Source organism: Gemmatimonadaceae bacterium (genome assembly GCA_020846935.1).
GTDB lineage: Bacteria > Gemmatimonadota > Gemmatimonadetes > Gemmatimonadales > Gemmatimonadaceae > RBC101.
Window position 1 is genome coordinate 791176 of sequence record JADLCY010000001.1, and the last position, 17989, is coordinate 809164.

General features: G+C 68.4%; 18 protein-coding genes. 8 read left to right on the forward strand and 10 right to left on the reverse strand.

Features of this window, described 5'->3' with window-relative positions; genetic code table 11:
- Positions 1 to 194: 194 nt before the first annotated feature.
- Both IT361_03280 and IT361_03285 read left to right on the forward strand, forming a co-directional pair.
- A complete protein-coding gene (locus IT361_03280; GenBank protein MCC6316691.1) occupies positions 195 to 1349 on the forward strand; it encodes a di-heme enzyme in 1155 nt (384 codons plus the stop codon).
- 50 nt (positions 1350 to 1399) lie between these two features.
- Positions 1400 to 2455 (forward strand): mechanosensitive ion channel family protein, encoded by a 1056-nt coding sequence (locus IT361_03285; protein MCC6316692.1) that lies wholly within the window; start codon positions 1400 to 1402, stop codon positions 2453 to 2455.
- Between the two features lie 181 nt (positions 2456 to 2636).
- Here the strand turns inward: IT361_03285 and IT361_03290 are convergent, their stop codons facing one another.
- On the reverse strand, positions 2637 to 4901 hold the full coding sequence (locus tag IT361_03290) for a hypothetical protein (GenBank protein ID MCC6316693.1): 2265 nt from the start codon (positions 4899 to 4901) through the stop codon (positions 2637 to 2639).
- Between the two features lie 222 nt (positions 4902 to 5123).
- Here IT361_03290 and IT361_03295 point away from each other — a divergent pair, with 222 nt between their 5' ends.
- On the forward strand, positions 5124 to 5636 hold the full coding sequence (locus IT361_03295; GenBank protein ID MCC6316694.1) for a hypothetical protein: 513 nt from the start codon (positions 5124 to 5126) through the stop codon (positions 5634 to 5636).
- Between the two features lie 8 nt (positions 5637 to 5644).
- On the opposite strand, the gene IT361_03300 is transcribed toward IT361_03295, so the two are convergent.
- The 4 genes from IT361_03300 to IT361_03315 form a co-directional block, all read right to left on the reverse strand.
- Positions 5645 to 6724, reverse strand: coding sequence for an ABC transporter permease (locus IT361_03300; GenBank protein MCC6316695.1), 1080 nt, complete (start codon positions 6722 to 6724; stop codon positions 5645 to 5647).
- 38 nt (positions 6725 to 6762) lie between these two features.
- Positions 6763 to 7452 carry an ABC transporter ATP-binding protein gene (locus IT361_03305; GenBank protein MCC6316696.1) on the reverse strand — a complete coding sequence of 230 codons (690 nt, stop codon included), beginning with the start codon at positions 7450 to 7452 and terminating at the stop codon, positions 6763 to 6765.
- 83 nt (positions 7453 to 7535) lie between these two features.
- Positions 7536 to 8576 (reverse strand): HlyD family efflux transporter periplasmic adaptor subunit, encoded by a 1041-nt coding sequence (locus tag IT361_03310; protein MCC6316697.1) that lies wholly within the window; start codon positions 8574 to 8576, stop codon positions 7536 to 7538.
- A complete protein-coding gene (locus tag IT361_03315) occupies positions 8573 to 9265 on the reverse strand; it encodes a TetR/AcrR family transcriptional regulator (GenBank protein MCC6316698.1) in 693 nt (230 codons plus the stop codon). The genes IT361_03310 and IT361_03315 overlap by 4 nt, the downstream gene beginning before the upstream one ends.
- Positions 9266 to 9588: 323 nt before the next feature.
- On the opposite strand from IT361_03315, the gene IT361_03320 reads away from it, so the two are divergent.
- Both IT361_03320 and IT361_03325 read left to right on the forward strand, forming a co-directional pair.
- The gene (locus IT361_03320; GenBank protein ID MCC6316699.1) at positions 9589 to 10014 is read left to right on the forward strand and encodes a SufE family protein; all 426 of its coding nucleotides are present in this window, start codon (positions 9589 to 9591) and stop codon (positions 10012 to 10014) included.
- A gap of 20 nt (positions 10015 to 10034) precedes the next feature.
- On the forward strand, positions 10035 to 10469 hold the full coding sequence (locus tag IT361_03325; GenBank protein MCC6316700.1) for a hypothetical protein: 435 nt from the start codon (positions 10035 to 10037) through the stop codon (positions 10467 to 10469).
- A 118-nt stretch (positions 10470 to 10587) separates the two neighbouring features.
- Here the strand turns inward: IT361_03325 and IT361_03330 are convergent, their stop codons facing one another.
- Positions 10588 to 12483: a TonB-dependent receptor gene (locus tag IT361_03330; GenBank protein ID MCC6316701.1), complete on the reverse strand. Its 1896-nt coding sequence runs from the start codon at positions 12481 to 12483 to the stop codon at positions 10588 to 10590.
- 224 nt (positions 12484 to 12707) lie between these two features.
- Between IT361_03330 and IT361_03335 the strand changes: the two genes are divergently transcribed.
- From IT361_03335 to IT361_03345, 3 genes are read left to right on the forward strand one after another with little or no spacing between them, the layout of a single operon-like run.
- Positions 12708 to 12935 (forward strand): CDGSH iron-sulfur domain-containing protein, encoded by a 228-nt coding sequence (locus IT361_03335; protein ID MCC6316702.1) that lies wholly within the window; start codon positions 12708 to 12710, stop codon positions 12933 to 12935.
- Complete coding sequence (locus IT361_03340; GenBank protein ID MCC6316703.1) at positions 12932 to 13963, forward strand: NAD(P)-dependent oxidoreductase; 1032 nt, start codon at positions 12932 to 12934, stop codon at positions 13961 to 13963. The genes IT361_03335 and IT361_03340 overlap by 4 nt, the downstream gene beginning before the upstream one ends.
- On the forward strand, positions 13960 to 14997 hold the full coding sequence (locus IT361_03345; protein ID MCC6316704.1) for a dihydrodipicolinate synthase family protein: 1038 nt from the start codon (positions 13960 to 13962) through the stop codon (positions 14995 to 14997). The genes IT361_03340 and IT361_03345 overlap by 4 nt, the downstream gene beginning before the upstream one ends.
- 186 nt (positions 14998 to 15183) lie before the next feature.
- Here IT361_03345 and IT361_03350 read toward each other — a convergent pair whose 3' ends face one another.
- The 4 genes from IT361_03350 to IT361_03365 all read right to left on the reverse strand — a co-directional run bounded on the left by IT361_03350 (position 15184) and on the right by IT361_03365 (position 17957).
- On the reverse strand, positions 15184 to 16116 hold the full coding sequence (locus IT361_03350; protein ID MCC6316705.1) for a prohibitin family protein: 933 nt from the start codon (positions 16114 to 16116) through the stop codon (positions 15184 to 15186).
- Positions 16101 to 16361, reverse strand: coding sequence for a hypothetical protein (locus IT361_03355; GenBank protein MCC6316706.1), 261 nt, complete (start codon positions 16359 to 16361; stop codon positions 16101 to 16103). The genes IT361_03350 and IT361_03355 overlap by 16 nt, the downstream gene beginning before the upstream one ends.
- Positions 16362 to 16438: 77 nt before the next feature.
- Positions 16439 to 17359, reverse strand: coding sequence for a TIGR01777 family protein (locus IT361_03360; GenBank protein ID MCC6316707.1), 921 nt, complete (start codon positions 17357 to 17359; stop codon positions 16439 to 16441).
- Entirely contained in the window at positions 17346 to 17957 is a 612-nt protein-coding gene (locus IT361_03365) for a DNA-3-methyladenine glycosylase 2 family protein (protein MCC6316708.1), read from the reverse strand. Before IT361_03365 ends, IT361_03360 begins: the two co-directional genes overlap by 14 nt.
- Positions 17958 to 17989 lie beyond the last annotated feature (32 nt).

The window sequence follows — 17989 nt, forward strand, 5'->3', positions numbered from 1 at the left end:
CAATGTGTCGAGCCGAGCGTCAATGTGTCGAGCCGAGTGATATGACGACTGCCGGACACCTCGCGGACGCCCCGACGACGGTAGTGCCCAAGGGAGCTGCATCCGCGCGAGGTCCGCGCCAGTGACCCTCGCGGTCGTTACAATCACACGTGCAGGCCGCCCAGCGCGGCCCCGCAGCTTCCCGACGCTCTGCCATGCCTTGCGCGCGAACTCGTTCAACCCTTTTCATTGCAGTCGCAGCCATGGTGGCGTGCGCTGGTGAGCCGCACGCGCCACTCGACGAGCTTTCGGGCGACCCGACGCGCTTTTCATGGAGCCTCCCTGGCGGCATCGCTCCGCCCGCGGTGCCCGCGAACAACGCCATGTCTTCCGCCAAGGTCGAACTGGGTCGACGACTGTTCTACGACCCTCGACTCTCCGGCAACGGCGCCTTCGCCTGCTCCTCGTGCCATCGCCAGGAGTTCGGCTTCGCCGACGCGAAGAACATTCCGGTGGGCAGCACCGGCGAGGCGCACACGCGAAACTCGATGGGACTCGCCAACACCGGCTGGCAGGTGACGCTCGGTTGGGCCGGCCCAGATACACGCTCCCTGGAAGCCCAGGCGCTGATTCCGATGTTCGGTGAGCACCCCATCGAGCTCGGACTCAAGGGTCAGGAGGGCCCGCTGCTGCGCCGTCTCGAGGCAGAGCCCGTCTACCGCTCCCTTTTCCCCAAGGCGTTCCCGGTTCCCAATCCAGTCACGGTCGAAAACGTGACGAAGGCCATCGGCGCCTTCCAGCGCACCCTCTTTTCCCTCGACGCGCCGATCGATCGCTTTCGGCGCGGTGACGCCAACGCCATCACGGCGGCTGCACAGCGAGGTGAGCAGGTGTTTGCGGCGAAGCGCTGCACGCAATGCCACGCGGGCGTGCTCTTCACGCTGGCGGCCACACCTGGAGTGGCGACCGCACCGGCGGACTCCTCGTTCGCCAACACCGGTCTCTACAACCTGGGCGGCGCTGGCGCGTATCCGGCGCGCAACGGTGGGCTGTTCGAGAGCACGGGACGGCCGCAGGACATGGGCCGCATGAAGATCCCGTCGCTGCGCAACGTCGGCGTCACTTTTCCCTACATGCACGACGGCAGCGTCGGCACGCTGGAAGACGTCGTGGACCACTACGCGCGGGGCGGTCGACTCATCACGCAGGGCACCAACGCCGGTGACGGGCGTGACAACCCCAACAAGGACCGCCGCATCACCGGCTTCGCCATCACACCCCAGGAGAAGACTGACCTCGTGGCCTTCCTTCGGGCGCTGACCGACACGACGTTCCTGACCAACCCCCGCTTCGCGAACCCCTGGCGTTAGGCACGACGGACCGCACGGTCCCTCCACCAGGCTCCCTCGCCCCTCGACTCATGTTCGCCCTGCTGCAGATCCCGTCCGACTTCCTGGGCAACCCCATGCGCGCATGGACGACCGCCGGCCTCGTCGCCGGCGCGGTGCTCGTGCTGCTCACGCTCGTCAAGATGGTCCTCGGGCGGCGGCTCACCGTGATTGCCAGTCGCACCACCAGCGACGTCGACGACATCGCCGCTGAGCTCCTGACCAAGGTGCGATGGTACTTCGTGGTGGCGCTCTCGCTGCGCTCCGGAAGCGTTGCGCTCACGCTCGACCCCGGCATCCAGCGCGCCATCCGTCAGGTGGCGGCGATCGCGGTGCTGCTGCAGCTGGCCGTCTGGGGTACGGCCCTCATCAAGTACTGGCTGCGTCGCTGGGGCGCCCGGACCGAAGCGGGCGTATCGACACTCAACGCCATTGGCCTGGCGGCGAAAGGCCTGCTCTGGGCGCTCATCTTCGTGCTCGCCCTGCGCAACGTCCTCGACTACGACATCTCGGCGCTGCTCACGGGCCTCGGCATCGGAGGCATAGCGATCGCCCTCGCGGTGCAGAACGTGCTCGGCGATCTGTTCGCGGCACTCTCCATCGTGCTCGATCGCCCCTTCGAGGTGGGTGACACCATCGCCGTCGACACGTTCACCGGCTCGGTCGAACACATCGGCCTCAAGAGCACCCGCGTCCGCGCGCTCACCGGCGAGCAGGTGATCTTCTCCAACGCCGACCTGCTCAAGAGCCGCGTGCGCAACCTCAAGCGACAGCACGATCGGCGCGCGATACTCACGATCGGCATCACGCACCACACCCCGCCGGACCTGGTCGCGACGATTCCCGCGATCCTCCGTGAGTGCGTCCAGTCGCAGCCCATGACGCGATTCGACCGCTCGCATTTCACGCGCTTCGCCGAATCGTGGCTCGAGTTCGAGACGGTCTACTTCGTGGGGAACCCGGACTACGCAACCTTCATGGACACGCAACAAGCCGTGAACATCGCGGTGCTGCGTGCCTTCAGGGCGCAGGGCATCGACTTCGCGTTCCCCACCCGCACGATCCTGGAACGCCGAGCCGACGCCTGAGCACGCATCCGATGCACCGAAGGCCCCGCGAGCAGCAAGGTTCGTGTCGCCAGCGCTCTCCCCGGTAGCATTGACGAAGCCGTCGAGATCGCCCCGGGACCGAGATCCGGAGCGCACCCGGGCCAGCGAGGCCGCACATCGTCCGGAATGCCTCTGCGCCCCGAGCACGCCCGGTCGGCGCCTACCCGCCCGATCCGGCCCCGGCGCAAGCCTCCCGGGCCGCCGCCCGCTCCGCGCGTTCCGCAAAGTCGGCGCCCGCACGACCGTCGTCCGGACGCGCCGCACGCCACAGGAGTGCGTCACGCAGCTCACGGGTCAGCGAATCGGCGATCTCCGGTCGCCACGGAGCCCCGCCTAACGAACGCAGCCGCCAGCTCGATCGCGTGCGCGCGGCGTGGTCTCCCCATCGCTGGGTCAGACCGCGAACGCGCGCGTCGGCGGCGGTCTCCATCGCGGTGCGCAGCATGGCCACGTCGGACCGCGACAGCGCCGGCGTCCGGAGCTGGCAACTCCAGTTCCCCGACGCGTCGGGCGAGGCGCGAAGGGTCTGCAGCGCCGCTGCCCAGCCGCTCATGCCCATCGTGCCCGAACGAAGGTCCACCCGCGGCAAGGGAGCAAGCAGCGTCCTTCGCACCGCATCCGACAGGCTTGCACGACGCGCGTCCCCATACGCCTCCGCGAACCATGTCACCATCCCGGGCGCCACGGTCGTGATCTCGCGCAGCGCAATCATCGTGGCATCGCCATCCGACAGGTCGCGCTGCGGCGCCGAGGCCGAGGCGTACCCAGTGAGCCACTCGTCCTGCACCGCGCTCAGGTACCCGTTCATCACCCCCTCACTCGCGAGCCACGACGCCACGATCCAGTCGACCCCACGCGCGAAGGCCTCGGTGGGACGATCGCCGCCCGGCGAGACCCGGACCCCACGCCGCCCACTCGCGGCGCTCCCCGCCATCCGATCCAGCGTCGCGGCCAGCCCATCCCGGTACTGCCGCATGCTGCGATCCGTGCGATAGCTGTTCTGCGATCCGTAGCGACGTCGCGCCGCCTGCCAGTCGAGATCGTGCGAGAACTCGTGCGCCATCGCGCCAGCGCTCGTCTCGATCGGAAAGTAGACCGTGCGCGTGAGCGGGTCGTGGAGCGCCAGCGCGCGCTCCTTGAGAGGCGACGGCCCGAACCGAACGGTGAGCCCCGACACGTCGAGGTCGGGGAACACCCGGCGAAGGTCGGTCACCACGCTGGCCAGCATGCGCGTGAAGTACGGTTGCCACGCACCCGGCACGCTGGCATCAAAATCGACCGCCGCCACGCCAAAGTCGCGACGCAGCTCGTCGACCGTCGGACCCGCATCACCGGCAAACCATGGTTGCTCCTGCGCATACGGCCGCATGGCAACCGCCGCCGTCACCACGCTCAGCGCCGCTTCCGCGGCATATGCCTCGGTGACCCGGAGCTGTTCGTACGCGGCGACGAGTTCCTCCTCGCTTCGCGCGCGCGCTACGAAGGTCGAGCGCGCGGCGCGCGAGCCCGGCGTCAGACCGCCCGCGGTGACGTAGTTCCCAAAGCCACCCATGGTCACCACGATCGGCGCCTGCGGGGGCGAGCGTCTGGCAACCGCGACCTGCATGGCCGCGGCCGACGTCTGCGTGCCAAGCGTCCGTTCGCGGCGCGTGCGCGGGGCGGGGTCACGGATCGTGTCCAGACCAGCGATCAGCATCGGCAGGAGCGCGGCCGCCTCGCGCTCCTGACTCGGCGTGGCTGGATCCACCAGCGGGCGCTCCACCGAAAAGCGACGCTCGGCGCGCCACACCGGCACGAGATCTACCGGATCGAGACGGCGGCGTCGCGCGTGTATGAGAAGCGCGTTCACATCGCGCATCGCCAGCGCACGGTCGCGCGCCTGGGCAATCGTCGCGATCGCGACCGCACCAGCCCTGGGCGACGTGGTGCCACTCGTCGACGTCACCTGGTAGGCAAGCCGCAGCGCCAGCTCCGCTGCGCGCGGTTCGCGCGCCGAGTCGATGACGCCCTCGATGAAGTTGCGATGGGCAAGGCCGAGCCCGCGGCCACGCGCGGACAGGAGATCCAGCGCCTCCGCCGGCGAACTGTAGATCATGCCCTCGGCGGTACGACCCAACACCGCATACGCGGTTTGCCGCCGCACGTCGGGCGGCAACATGGGATCACGCAGGGCCTGCTCGATCAGGCGAAACGGGCTCCCGATGCCCAGCCGCGCGCGTTCGAGGTAGAGCGAGACGAGCGCGTCCGACGCCTCGACCGGCTGCGAGGCGTACGAGCGCTCCAGCGAATCCGCGAAGCGAAGTCCGGACGCGACGGCGGGGGCGACAGCGGGCTGATCGGTTCGCAGATACGCGAACGCACCAGCGCCGGCCGCAATCGTGATCGCGGCAAGCGTGAGACAGATTCGCGTAGTCCGAGTCATCACGGCCAACTCCGCCTGCAAGGGTCCTGCCTGTCAGACACAGCAATCAATCGAATTGTCACGAACGGCGCGACCGCGAGAGGGGTTCGCGCGCCTTTGCCATGAGGCAAGTGCCTCTACCTTTCCTTCGTGACAACGTTCCGGTCCAGCCTGGCTCGCCTCCTGTGTGCGCTTGTCGTCTCGTGGGTACTCCCGTCGAGGTCGGGGGCCCAAGCCACCCTGGGTATGCGTGGAATCGGCGCCCTGGGCGTCCACGGCGGCTACGCCCGGGTGGAACAGGGCGTCGATGCCGCCGAGGCCACCGTCAGCCTCGACCTTGGCCACTTCGCGTCTTCACGGGTTCGCCTCGCCGCGGAGGCTTCGTTCCTTCGTGCGTTCCCTCATCGCGAATACGTGGAGGCCGACGACACCACCTACCGTGACGTGTTCTACGATCTCTCGGGCCACGTGGACCTGCACCTGCTCCTCCGGAGCCCGGCGCGGCGCGTGGTGCCTTATCTGAGTTTCGGCGTCGGGATCCACGCCTTGACCAGCAGCTTTGGCTCGATTCCCATCGACCTGCGCTACAACACCAACGTGTTTGGCCTACGCGCCGGCAGCGGGGTCAGGTTCAGGACGGGCGCACGGAACGCGATCGTGCTGGAGGGAGCGGCCTCGCTGTCCAAGGCCGTCAGTCGCTCCAGCGTTCGCCTCGGCGTGGAGTGGTTGTTTGCCGACCTCGCCGGACCCCGCAGATAGTCCGCGGGCTACTCCACCGACTTTCGGAACCGCGTCGTGGCCAGCACCACGAGCACGATCGCGAAGACGGAGAGGACGAGCGTCTCGCGCCAGAGGGCGGGCCACCCCGCCCCCTTGAGCAGGATCCCGCGCAGGATGCGCAGAAAGTACGTCACGGGGAACGCGGCGCCTATCCACTGCGCGGCAGCTGGCATCGCCTGCCGCGGAAACATGAAGCCGGAGAGAAGGATCGTTGGCAGCAACACGAGGAACGCCAGCTGGAGCGCCTGCGCTTGCGTGCGCACGAGCGTCGAGATCAGGAGGCCGATGCCCAGGCTTGCAATGATGAACGGCAACGCCATCAGGTAGAGCAGCCCGACGCTCCCTCGCATGGGGACGTCGAACGCCAGGCTCCCGATGAGCAGCACCACCGTCATCTGCACGTACCCAACCAGAGCGAACGGAAAGAGCTTTCCCAGCATGAGGCCGGTGCGCGAGATGGGCGTCACGACGAGTTGTTCCAGCGTACCGCGCTCGCGTTCGCGCACGATGGCGAGCCCATTGATGAGGATCAGCGTCATCGTCAGCAGAACGCCCGTGACGCCGGGCACAATGTAGACGGCGCTTTCGAGCGCGGGGTTGTACCACGGCCGCACCCGGACCTCGAGCGGGACCACGCCTGGTGAACCGAGCACGCCGGCAACAACGGCTCCTGCCTGCGCCGCCGCGCCGATCGCGGCAGATGACGCCATGGGATCGGCGGCGTCCACGATCATCTGTGCTGTCGCCGTACGGCGTCGCTTGAGGTCGGTGGCAAACGAGGGCGGAATCACCAGTGCGGCCTGCGCATCGCCCCGCTCGATGGCGCGGCGGACGTCTTCGCGATCGGTGACGTGACCCTGCAGATCGAAGTTCCGGGTGTTGACCATCGCCTGCACGAGCGCCCGGCTCTGACTCGTGCGCGATTCGTCGAGTACGAGCAGCGGGAGGTGTCGGACCTCGGTCCGGATCGCAAAGCCGAAGAGGGCGATCTGGATGGCCGGCACGCCGACCACCATGCCCAGCGTGAACCGGTCGCGGCGGAGCTGGATGAACTCCTTCCACAACATCGGCCAGACGGCGGAGCGGCGCAGGCGCTGGAGCATGGTCAGGCTCGCACGGTCGTGCGGCCGGCGATCGCCCCTTCGTCCCGCCGCTGCAGCTCAATAAAGACGTCTTCGATGGTGGCTTGCCCGAACTGCGCCGTGACCTCCGCACCCGTTCCCATGGCGATCAGGTGGCCGCGGCTCATGAAGGCCAGCCGCGCGCAGCGTTCGGCTTCGTCCATGTAGTGCGTCGTCACGACGATCGTCGTTCCCTCGCGACCAAGCCGATAGATCCATTCCCAGAAGAGGCGTCGGCTCGCCGGATCGACACCCGCCGTCGGTTCGTCGAGAAAGAGCACGTCTGGCCGATGCGCCGTGGCACACGCGAGAGCAAGGCGCTGCTTCCAGCCGCCGGAGAGCTGCCCGGCAAACTGTCGGGCGCGCTCGCGCAGACTCAGGTCGGTCAGCAACTCGTCCACCCGCGCGTCTCGCGCCGCACCAAACAGGCCGTACAGCGTGGCGTAGAACCGGATGTTCTCGACGATCGTGAGCTCGTCATACAGCCCGTACTTCTGCGACATGTAGCCGATGCGCTTTCGCACCGACTCGGCGTCGTGGACGGCGTCCAGTCCGGCCACGGTCGCCTCGCCCGCTGTCGGCTCGATGAGCCCGCACAGCATGCGGATGGTCGTCGTCTTGCCCGATCCGTTGGGCCCGAGGAGGCCAAAGACCTCACCGCGCTCGATGTGCATGTCGAGGCCCTCCACGGCGACCAGCGACCCGAACACCTTGCGGAGTCCCCGGGTACGGACCGCCGCCTCACTCACCGGGGTGATCACCGGACCGAATCCCGCGCGAAAGTCACCGTGACGGGCAATCCGGCCTTGAGACGCCCGGTCGTGTCGCTGACGCTGAGCTTCACGCCAAATAGCAGGTCGGCGCGCTCGGTTTCCGTCATCGCCACCCGCGGCGTGAACTCGGCGCGCGGGCTGAGCGCAACGACCGTGGCCGGATACGTGGCGCCCGCGCCCCCGGGTGTCCGGACCATCGCCGCGTCGCCGAGCGCCAGCGTCTCGAACGCGGCGGGCGCGACAAAAACACGGACCCATGGGGCTCGGGGGTCGCCTAACGAAACGGCGGGCACGCCGGCGGCGATGGCCTCACCCGGCTCCACGTGGCGGCCAAGGACGACGCCCGCGTGCGGCGCCACCAGCACCAGCTCCCCGGCGCGCGCGGTGAGCGAGGCGAGCTGGGCGCGCGACTGCTGCACGGCCCCTTCGGCGGCACGCAGGCGCTCGGGCCTCGCGCCCGCTTCGAGCAGCCGAACCGACTCGCGCGCGGTGACCACGCGCTCCTCGGCGACCTTCGCCACTGTCTCGGCGGCATCGACCTGGATGACGGCGACGCCTCCGCTCTGCTGGAGCGTGCGCAGGCGCGTAGCCTCACGGCGCGCGTTCGTTGCGTTTGCGACGGCGGCGGCCAGGTCCGCGCGTGCCCGCTCCAGTTCCGGCGCACGCGCCCCGGCGCGAAGGTCCCGCAACTCGGACTCGGCCATGCTCACGCGTGCGCGTCCGGCTTCGATCTCGGGCGGCAGCGCGGACTGGGAGAGCACCACGAGGGTGTCACCCGTATGCACGACCGCACCTTCGTCGACGAGCACGCGCAACACGCGACCGCTGCTGAGCGGCGCGACGTCGGTCTCGGTCAGCTCGACCGTGCCGGTGGCGCGCGTCGTGTCATCGGCGTCACCGCAGGCGACGAGTCCGACGAGGGCGAGGACGAGCGCACACTGCCCGCTCATGAACCAGCGGAGACGGCGTGCGCCCTTGTCGGTCGGCCGCTCTGCTTCCAGTTGGGTGAGAAGGTCCTGATTCATCGGGATCTCCTCGTTCGCACACCGGCCGGTTGGCGGCGCGACGCGGCTGTCGCTCGTTTGGCTGCAGGCCTGGCCCTGAGGCCGCCGATCACGAGATCGGCGGCGTGATCGGCGAACGCCGAGATGTCGGCCTCGTGCACCTCCCCCAGACCGCGACCGAGCAGGACGCCCACGGCGGGCCGAGCCAGCATCAGCCAGTTGAGCTGTGCGACGAGGGAGATGGCGGTGAATCGCGGATCGGCATCACGTCGGAAAATGCCAAGTCGTTGTCCGTTCTCGACGAGGGCGCAGACGCGCGCAAAGACTGTGGCGGCGAGCGTGTGGATCTGCTCGGAGGCGTGCGCGGCGCCTGCGTCGGTCATCTCACGCACCATGAGCGGGATGACCTGCGGCCGGGCCCGGAGCGCCATGGCCTGTGCCCGCACGAAGGCACGGAGGAGCGTTTCGGGATCGTCGTCGTTGCCGGCGATCGCCGGGCCCACGGATCCCATCACGTGTTCGAGGGCGTTGCGCAGCACCTCGCGGTACAGCTGTTCCTTGGACGTGAAGTAGTAGTGGATCAGCGCCGTGTTCCGGGAGGACGCGCGCCCGATGTCCTTGATGGACGTCGCCGCGAATCCCTTGTGCGCGAAGAGCGTTTCGGCGGCGACGAGGATACGGGCCCGGGAGTCGAGGTCGGCGGGTGGCATGGGAGCTTAATCAACCGATTGAATAGGTGGGAGGCAAGGCCGCCCGTCGTGCCGGCCCGCTCCAGACGCGTTCAGCGCAGGGGACCACGGTGGAGGGATCGCGATGTCCGAATGCGGCATCTGGATCGGACGCGGTGCATTCCAGGCAATTCGGTGCGGAGTACATGCTGCTTGACGACGTCTCGCAAGCGACGTTGGGGAGCGGCTGGGCGCCACGTTAGCTTGCCCGCGTAGCGGTGGTCGGACCCGCGACCGAACCGCTCACAGGCAACGGTTCCTCCCAGCGAGCTAGCCTTCCCCCCCCCGCGGCCGCGGCCACCTGCATGTCCCTGCCCCCTCGCATCGCTGCCCTGCTCGATCGGTTCCAGTCCCTCGGCCGCGAGGACAAGATGGCTGCGCTGGTCAGCCAGGCACGAAAACTCGAGCCGCTGCCCGAACGCTTTGCCGCCATATCCGACATGAGCTACGCGGTTCCGGAATGCCAGACGCCGGTGCGCATCTTCCCCGAGATGACCAACGGCCGGATCCACTTCTATGCCGACATCAACGTGCGCCAGTCGCCCACCGTCGCGGCGTTCCTCAGCATCGTGTTTGGTGCGGTGAATGACGAACCGCCCGCCTCCACCCTCGCGATCCCCGAGCACTTCGTGCGCGCCCTGATGCAGGGACTCGGCCTTGGCACGCGGGAGGTCGGGCTCGAGGCGCTCGTCGCGCGACTCAAGCGCCACGCGCGCGAAGCCACTGCCTGACGATTCCCACACGACGACCCATGCGCCCCACGCAAACCATCGAAAATCACGTCCGCTGGAATCCCCTCTACCACTTCGTTGCCCTCCCGATCCTCCTCGTGAACATCGTGGTGGCTGGGGTCGCACTCGTCAGGCAGCCCGGTGCGGCCAGCGCCTGGGCCGCGGTCGTCGCGTTTGCCACGATGCTCGGCATCGGGCTCGCGCGCGCACAGGCGCTCACCGTGCAGAATCGCGTCATTCGCCTCGAAGAGCGCCTTCGCCTCCGCGCGCTGCTGCCCGCCGCCGACCATCCGGCGGTCGATGCCCTGCGAGTGCGGGACCTCATCGCGCTGCGCTTTGCTTCCGACGCGGAGGTGCCTGCGCTCTTCCGTCGCGTGCTGACGGGAGAGTTCGCCCGGCCCAGTGACATCAAGAAGGCGGTCCGTGAATGGCGACCCGATCACCTGCGCGTCTGACTCGTTCTCCCCGACGGCGAACGACGCGTGCCCGATCGCCTGCGCGGCCCTGATGGAAGGTGGCGTCGTTCCCCACACCTTCCATCCTGCCTGATGCCGCTCGCGCGCGCCCGACGATCTACATCAGGCTGAGGCCAAACCGCAGCGTTCGTCCCGCGAACGGCAGCCCGCATTGATCGTAGACGGCGCTGTCTCCGATGTTGTCGATCGACAGCGACGCCAACAGGCGGCTGAGCAGGCCGCTCGGGCGCAGGGAGAACGTGCGCTCCACGCCGCCGTTGACCCACGTCTGGCTGCTCAGGTTCTGGTTGCGGCCCAGGTCCGGGTTCACGCAATACTGCGTGCCGGTGTGGTTGAACCCCAGGCGACCGCGGACGCCCGCAACGGTCGGAAACGCGGCGTCCGCACCGAGCCGGAACTCCGGCTGGTGCTCGGGTTTGCGCTCGCTGCCCGACACCGCCGGATCCTCGATGCGAAGCCGCTGCACGAGCGCATCGCTCGTGATCGAGAACCCACCGCTGTTCCAGCCCGCGAGCAGCTCGAGACCGGCACTGCGAAGCTCATCGCGGTTCACGCGCTTGAACCGGCGGTTGGGCAGCGTGATGCGGACGATGGCGTCTTCGAGCCGATGGCGGAACACGACGGCCTGGAACTGCGCACGACTGGAAAGCAGCGTCGCACCGAGCTCCGCGCCGACGAGCCGCTCGGGCTGCAGCGTGGGGTTGGGCTCGAATCGATTGAGTGCTCCGGAGTACAACTCGCGCAGCGCGGCGAATCGTGCACGACGGCTCACCGATGTGTGAAATCGCACGCGATTCCCGAGCGCCATCGTACTGAGCCCAAACCGGCCACCCCACTCGGACAGGCGCCCAAGCGACGTCTTGCCTCCAGTCTCCGGCGTGGTGGAGCCGTCGGCGGCGTAGCCCGCGCTGGCGCGCAGCGCGCCGGCGATCGGCATGTCCACCTCGACCCCCGAACTCCAGAGGTTCTGCTCATACTCACTCGGCGCTGCCGCGTTGAGCGTCTCGGTGTACCGAACGCGCGTCGCGGTGAACGCGGTGCGCAACTCTCCGGCGCCAAGCGAATGATCGGCGAGGAGGCGCGCCGTGCTGGTCCGCTCGCGGCCGCGCTCGGTCGCGACGATCGAGTCGTATTGCGCGTTGAGGAAGCTCTCGATGAACAGCGAGGAATTGTTCTGGCCGACGACGACCTCGAGGTCGCCTGAACCCAGGGGCGTGCGCCGGCGCCCCGTGCCGAGGGACACGACACCGAGGTGCCGCGTCTGGTCCGGATAACGCCAGAACCGCGGCGCGGTGACATGGAGCTCGGGCACCACGCCACGTTCCATCGCGTTGGCCGAATACGAACCCCCGACCCACGCGCCACCGGCGGTCTGGTAGCGGAGCGCGGTGTAGAGGTCGCGCTGGCGCACGTCGCTGTTGGTCAAACGGTGGCTGTCCGTCGTGTACTTGTCGCTGACGCCGCCGCTGAGCGCGATCGCCTCGCGATCACGCAGCCCACCGCCCGCACGAAACGTCCACTCGCCGGCCCCGGCGCGAATGCCGCGGGCCCAATCGAGATGGTACGCCTGCGTCCCGAGTTGGTCGAAGCCGGTCGCCAGGCGCAGGCTCTCGCCGCGCACACGCTCGCTGCGATCGGAAACGACGCCGAGGTCGATGACTCCGCCAAGTGCGTTGGGCCCCTGCAGCACGCTCGAGAGTCCGCGTACCACCACGATAGTCCCCACACCGGAGAGCGGAAACGCCGACGCATCCGAGCGATGATCCCATCCCGTGGTGAGCGGCAATCCGTCAAAGAGCACCGCAGCCTGCCGGGAATCCGAGCCACGCACCGACAGTTCGACTTCGCCCCGGGAGTTCTGCCGCACGAGCACGAATGGCAGCTCGCGCAGCGCGTCAGACAATGGCGCGGCGGGCGTCAGGCGCAGCGAGTCGACCGACGTGACCACGGCCGCCGCCCCGCCAATGGTCGATGGCGACCGAGAGACACTCACGCGAACTTCCGTGAGTCGGGTTCGGGTGGTGTCCGTGGCCTGCGCCTCCGACGTGTCGGGGGCAACGAGAGCAAGGGATATCGCAGCGAGTTTGACGGATCTCTTCATTGTGTTCATGAACGTGTCATGATAGAACCGGGACGATATCCCTACGAGTGCCTGGGTGCAACCGTTGGCCGACGGTGCCACGCCCCATGCCCTGGGCCCGAGCCGCTGCCAAGCCGATGACCATCACCATCCATCTTCGTGAACACGGGCCGTATTACATCGCCCCCGATGATGCGGCACACGTTCGTATCGTGGACGCGGGCGGGAACCATCTGGTGCCGCCGCCCGGCAGGGGCATCGTGCTGTGTCGCTGCGGTCATTCCGGGCAGAAGCCATTCTGCGACAAGAGCCACAAGCGATTCGCCCCCGAACCGCCCGGCGACCGCGATCCGGTCACACGATGACGACGGCGGCCCCACGATCGGTCGACGAGCTCGAGGAACGACTCAGCCGTCCCACCGAGCTGGTCATCGAAACGCTGCGCGGACTTCCGGGCGACATCGTCATCCTCGGCGCCGGTGGCAAGATGGGTCCGTCGCTCTCCGCGATGGCGCAGCGCGCCGCGAACGCCGCCGGGACCCGACGGCGCGTCATTGCCGTGTCGCGCTTCCAATCGGACGCAGCGCCGTCGCGACTGTCGGGATCCGGCGTCGAAATCGTTCGCGCCGACCTCGCCGAACCCGATGCGTGGCGCCCGCTGCCCGACGCCGCGCTCGTGGTCTACATGGTAGGCCAGAAGTTCGGCACGCAGGGCGCGCCCGCACGCACGTGGCACATGAACACCATCGTCCCGGCGTTTGCCGCCGACCGATATCGCGCGGCGCGGTTCGCCGTGTTCTCCACGGGCAACGTGTATCCGTTGAGCGCCGTGGACCGCGGTGGGTCGCAGGAGTCGGACGCCCCGGGACCGATCGGCGAGTACGCGATGTCATGCCTGGGCCGTGAGCGCGTGTTCGAGCACGCCGCGGCATCACACGGAACGCGCAGCGCGATCCTCCGACTCAACTACGCGGTCGACCTCCGCTACGGCGTCCTCGTGGACATTGCCCAGCGCATCCTTGGCGGCCACGCGGTCGACGTCACCATGGGCCACGTGAACTGCATCTGGCAGGGCGATGCGAACGCCTTTGCCCTGGCATCGTTAGGTGCGGCGTCGGCGCCGGTCACGGTCCTCAACCTGACGGGGCCCGAGATCCTGCGCGTACGCGACGTCGCGGAGCAACTCGCCGCGCGGCTTGGCGCGCGCGCGACGATTCGTGGGCAGGAAGCGCGCGATGCCCTGCTCTCGTCCACCGCGCGGCTCCGGGCCCGCTGGGGCGCACCATCGATCTCGGCTGAGACGCTCATCGCGTGGGTGGCGGACTGGCTGGCGGCGGGCGGCGAAACATCTGGCAAGGCCACACGGTTCGAGCAGCGGGAGGGCGCGTTCTGAACCTGCGCTCGCACCTCCTTGCCGGTCAGGTGATTCCGGCGCATCCGCTCGCGCTCACGGCGCGTCGCACGCTCGACGAGCGGCACCAGGCTGCGCTGACGCGCTACTACGTGGACGCCGGCGCCGGCGGCATCGCCGTCGGCGTCCACACGACCCAATTCGCCATCCGCGAGCATGGCATGCTCGCGCCGACCCTGACCCTGGCGCGCGACGTGGCGCGCGCGCGAGCAGGCACGCGGCCACTGGCGCTGGTGGCCGGGGCGATCGGCGCAACGCGCCAGGCACTCGACGAAACGGAGCTGGCGCGAAGCCTGGGCTACGACGCGGTGCTCCTCTCCCTCGGCGCCCTGCGCGATGCCCCGGACGCCGCGCTCATCCGACACTGCCGCCGCGTGGCCGAGGTGATGCCGGTGATCGGGTTCTACCTGCAGCCGGCGGTTGGGGGTCGCGCCCTGGGCTTCAGGTTCTGGCGGGAGTTCGCCGAGATTCCGAACGTCGTAGCCATCAAGATCGCGCCGTTCAATCGCTACCAGACGCTGGACGTCGTGCGGGCGCTGGCCGAATCCGGCCGGGAGGATGTCGCGCTCTATACGGGCAATGACGACAACATTCTCCCCGACCTGCTGACGCCGTTCGTCTTTGAGAGCGGGGGGCGACGCGTGGAGCGCCACATCGTCGGTGGGCTCCTCGGTCAATGGGCGGTGTGGACACGCCGGGCCGTCGAGATGCTGGAGGAGGTCAGGCGCCTGCGGTCCGGCGTGCCGATCGAAGCGCGATGGCTCAGTCGCGGCGCCGCGCTTACCGACGCGAACGGCGCGGTGTTCGACGTCGCCCATGGCTTTGCCGGGTGCATTCCGGGCATCCATGAAGTCCTGCGCCGGCAGGGCCTGATGCGGGGGACGTGGTGCCTCGACATACACGAGACGCTGTCCCCGGGTCAGGCGCGCGAGCTCGATCGTGTCTCGCGCGCCTACCCCGAACTCGCCGACGACGCGTTCGTGGCGGATCACCTCGACGAGTGGCTCAATGGGTAGCCTCCCGCGCGAAGGCGCAGCGTCCACATGCCCCTCGTCCTGGGCACGTGCTCTGGGGTAGCTACCCACGCGAGGGCGCGGGGGTCGGTCAGAGGTTCCGGCCTCGGTGAGGCAGGCCGGCAACGCAGAAAGGCGTGGAGTCGTTCGTCGCCTGACGAGTGGGTGACGTCGAGCGCGCCCCTGCCTTTATGGCTTTGGCACAGGTAGCTGAATGAGCGGCGTGCCGCCGCCGGCGACCTGCGGCATGGCTCCGTTCCATTTCTCGATCATGCGGTACTGCACGAGCGTCGGTGTCACGCTTTCCGCGAGCAAACGATTGGCGCGTGCCTGCGCCTCGGCCTCGGCGAGGATCGCCTTGGCGCGGCCGGCCGCCTTGATGGAGTCTCCTCGCGCCTGAAACTCGTTCTTCTGCAACTCGTTCTGCGCGGTGAGCGCCTGCTGCTGCATCACGTTCTTCACGTTGATGGCCTCGATCACGGTCTCCGGCGCGCGCGTTTCGCTGATGGTGAACTGCCGGACGACGATGCCGTACGTGGCGAGGCGTTCGGTGAGCAGATGCTGCGATCGCGCAACGACTTCGGCCTTCTTGGGTCCGAGGATGTCGGCGATCGGTTCCCCGCCAACGACCTCCTGCAGGGCCTGACGGATCGTCTGCTTCACGTAGCCGTGCTGGATCGTTTCGATGTCGGTGCGAAAGGTCTGATACAGCATGGGCACCTTTGACGCCTCGAGCTCGAACGACATGGCGACGTCGAGGGAGAGCGGCTGTCCTTCCTGCGAGTTGACGTTGATCTCGTCGTTGGAGGGAGAACCCTCGGTGTTCCCCCGCGTCAGGACCAGCGTCTGCATGAACACGGGGTACTCCTCGATGGCGCTCAGGAGTGGGTTCCGCACCTGAAAGCCCGGGCCGAGTGGCTTGGGGTCCACGCCGCCGCCCGCGCGATGGATGAGGATGCCGACGTGTCCCGGCTCGACGTAGGTGACGCACTGCGGCATGAGCACGGCGATGATGATCAACACGACGACGATGCGCAGGAGCCGGAAGAACCCGCTCCCCCCACCGGTACTCGGCGTGCGACCACGGATCGACCCCAGCACCTCACTCATCGAGTTTGCCATACCGTCTCCTTGAAGCAGTGCGGACAGACGCGATCGCCCGATGGGAGGCGAACCATCTCGTCCTCTCGAAACTCCCCGTGGATGGGACAGTGGTTGGCCGCGGCGCGCTCGATATTGCGGCGATTGCGCGTTTCACGCATGCGACGGCCAAGCGGCGTGAACGTCGTGACGACGAAGAACAAAAGGGCACCGCCTGCCGCGACCAGCGCGACGAACAGCACCCCTTCCATGATGATGGCGATCATTGGTGTTGCAGCGCTCTACGTGACAGGCGTCGGGAAAGTTTCGATCGGCTCAAACTACGGCGCCGCGGGCACATGCGTCACACGGTAGCGACCATCGCCTGTTCCAGCGCCGTCCGAATGGTCGGGTACCGGAAGCTGAATCCGGCGTCGACCAACCGGGTGACCGAGGCGCGCTGGCCGCCGAGCAGCGTCTCCGCGCCCATCGCACCAAATAGCAGCCGGATGGCGAACGCCGGAAGTGGAATGACCGCCGGCCGACCGAGCACCTGACCCAGGGTGCGGGTGAACGTCGCGTTCCTTACCGGCTCCGGACCGACAAGGTTGTACGGACCACTCGTATGCGGCGACTCCACGAAGAACTGCAGCGCACGGAGCAGGTCTGCGAGGGCCACCCACGGCATCCACTGCTGCCCGGACCCGATCGGTCCGCCGACACCTAACGAGAAGGCGGGCAGCATCTTCGCGAGGGCGCCGCCGCTCCGGTGCAGCACGACTCCAAGCCGCGGATGCACCACACGAATGCCGGCTTCGCGCGCCGGGAGCGCGGCGGCTTCCCAGGCCTGCGCCACTTCGGCCAGGAAGCCGCGCCCCGCCGCGTGCGTCTCATCGACCAACTCGTCGCCACAGTCGCCGTAGATGCCGACCCCCGAGACGCTGACGAGCACTCGAGGTCGCGGATCGAGGTCGGCCATGGTTCGGGCGATCAGCGCGGTCGTGTCCACGCGGCTGTCACGAATCTCGCGCCGAGCCCTCTCGGTCCACCGCTGCGCGATGTTGGCGCCCGCGAGATGAATCACCGCGTCGATGCCGCGGAGCCTCGTCGCGTCGATCGCACCGGTCCCTGGATCCCACGCCACGTCAGTCGCGGCGGCGGCGCGCCCGATCGTGCAGACGGAGTGTCCGGCTTCGCGAAGGGTTCGCTGCAGCGTCCGGCCGACGAACCCTGACGCGCCGGTGATCGCGATCTTCATCGGTGGCGCGCGATCACGCGGCGTCACCGTCGAGATAGCGCCAGAGATACCAGGTGGCCACCGATCGGTGCGGCGCCCACTTCGCACCGATCCTCCGTACGCGCTCCGGGGTCGGCCGCTTGCGAAGGCGATACGCGCGCTGCACGGCCTTCTGGATCCCGAGGTCGAGGTCCGGCAACACGTCTGGTCGACCAAGCCTGAACAGCAGGAACATCTGCGCCGTCCACACGCCGATGCCCTTCACCGCCGTCAGGTGGGCGAGGATCTCCTCGTCAGGCAGTGTGTGAAGCCGCTCGATGGGGAGCGCGTTCTCGTGGACCCGGGTGGCCAGATCGCGGACGTAGGTCAGCTTGGGACGCGAGAGGCCGACACCGCGGAGCGCCCCGTCGTCGAGGGTGAGGAGATGGGGCGCCGTCGGGCGACGAGCGGGGAACAACTCGGCAAAGCGCCCGTAGATCGTGCCGGCCGCCTTGCCGGAAAGCTGCTGGTAGACGATCGCGCGCACGATCGACTCGAAGTGGGACTGCTCGGTGGTCGGCTGAAGCCGGCACGGGCCAACCTGCGCAATGAGCTCGGCGAGCACAGGGTCGGCCGCCTTGAGGTGACGGATCGCGGATCGGTGCATGCTCCAAGCTAGCGCAACCGGTTGGACGCGCC

What these genes read in the sequence shown, in the direction of transcription:
- IT361_03340 (MCC6316703.1), top strand. Translation starts at nt 12,932, where the DNA reads ATGACGACGGCGGCCCCACGATCGGTCGACGAGCTCGAGGAACGACTC.
- IT361_03355 (MCC6316706.1), bottom strand. Translation starts at nt 16,361, where the DNA reads ATGATCGCCATCATCATGGAAGGGGTGCTGTTCGTCGCGCTGGTCGCG.
- IT361_03325 (MCC6316700.1), top strand. Translation starts at nt 10,035, where the DNA reads ATGCGCCCCACGCAAACCATCGAAAATCACGTCCGCTGGAATCCCCTC.
- IT361_03310 (MCC6316697.1), bottom strand. Translation starts at nt 8,576, where the DNA reads ATGAATCAGGACCTTCTCACCCAACTGGAAGCAGAGCGGCCGACCGAC.
- IT361_03320 (MCC6316699.1), top strand. Translation starts at nt 9,589, where the DNA reads ATGTCCCTGCCCCCTCGCATCGCTGCCCTGCTCGATCGGTTCCAGTCC.
- IT361_03365 (MCC6316708.1), bottom strand. Translation starts at nt 17,957, where the DNA reads ATGCACCGATCCGCGATCCGTCACCTCAAGGCGGCCGACCCTGTGCTC.
- IT361_03295 (MCC6316694.1), top strand. Translation starts at nt 5,124, where the DNA reads ATGCGTGGAATCGGCGCCCTGGGCGTCCACGGCGGCTACGCCCGGGTG.
- IT361_03305 (MCC6316696.1), bottom strand. Translation starts at nt 7,452, where the DNA reads ATGCACATCGAGCGCGGTGAGGTCTTTGGCCTCCTCGGGCCCAACGGA.
- IT361_03280 (MCC6316691.1), top strand. Translation starts at nt 195, where the DNA reads ATGCCTTGCGCGCGAACTCGTTCAACCCTTTTCATTGCAGTCGCAGCC.
- IT361_03350 (MCC6316705.1), bottom strand. Translation starts at nt 16,116, where the DNA reads ATGGCAAACTCGATGAGTGAGGTGCTGGGGTCGATCCGTGGTCGCACG.
- IT361_03335 (MCC6316702.1), top strand. Translation starts at nt 12,708, where the DNA reads ATGACCATCACCATCCATCTTCGTGAACACGGGCCGTATTACATCGCC.
- IT361_03285 (MCC6316692.1), top strand. Translation starts at nt 1,400, where the DNA reads ATGTTCGCCCTGCTGCAGATCCCGTCCGACTTCCTGGGCAACCCCATG.
- IT361_03315 (MCC6316698.1), bottom strand. Translation starts at nt 9,265, where the DNA reads ATGCCACCCGCCGACCTCGACTCCCGGGCCCGTATCCTCGTCGCCGCC.
- IT361_03300 (MCC6316695.1), bottom strand. Translation starts at nt 6,724, where the DNA reads ATGTTGTGGAAGGAGTTCATCCAGCTCCGCCGCGACCGGTTCACGCTG.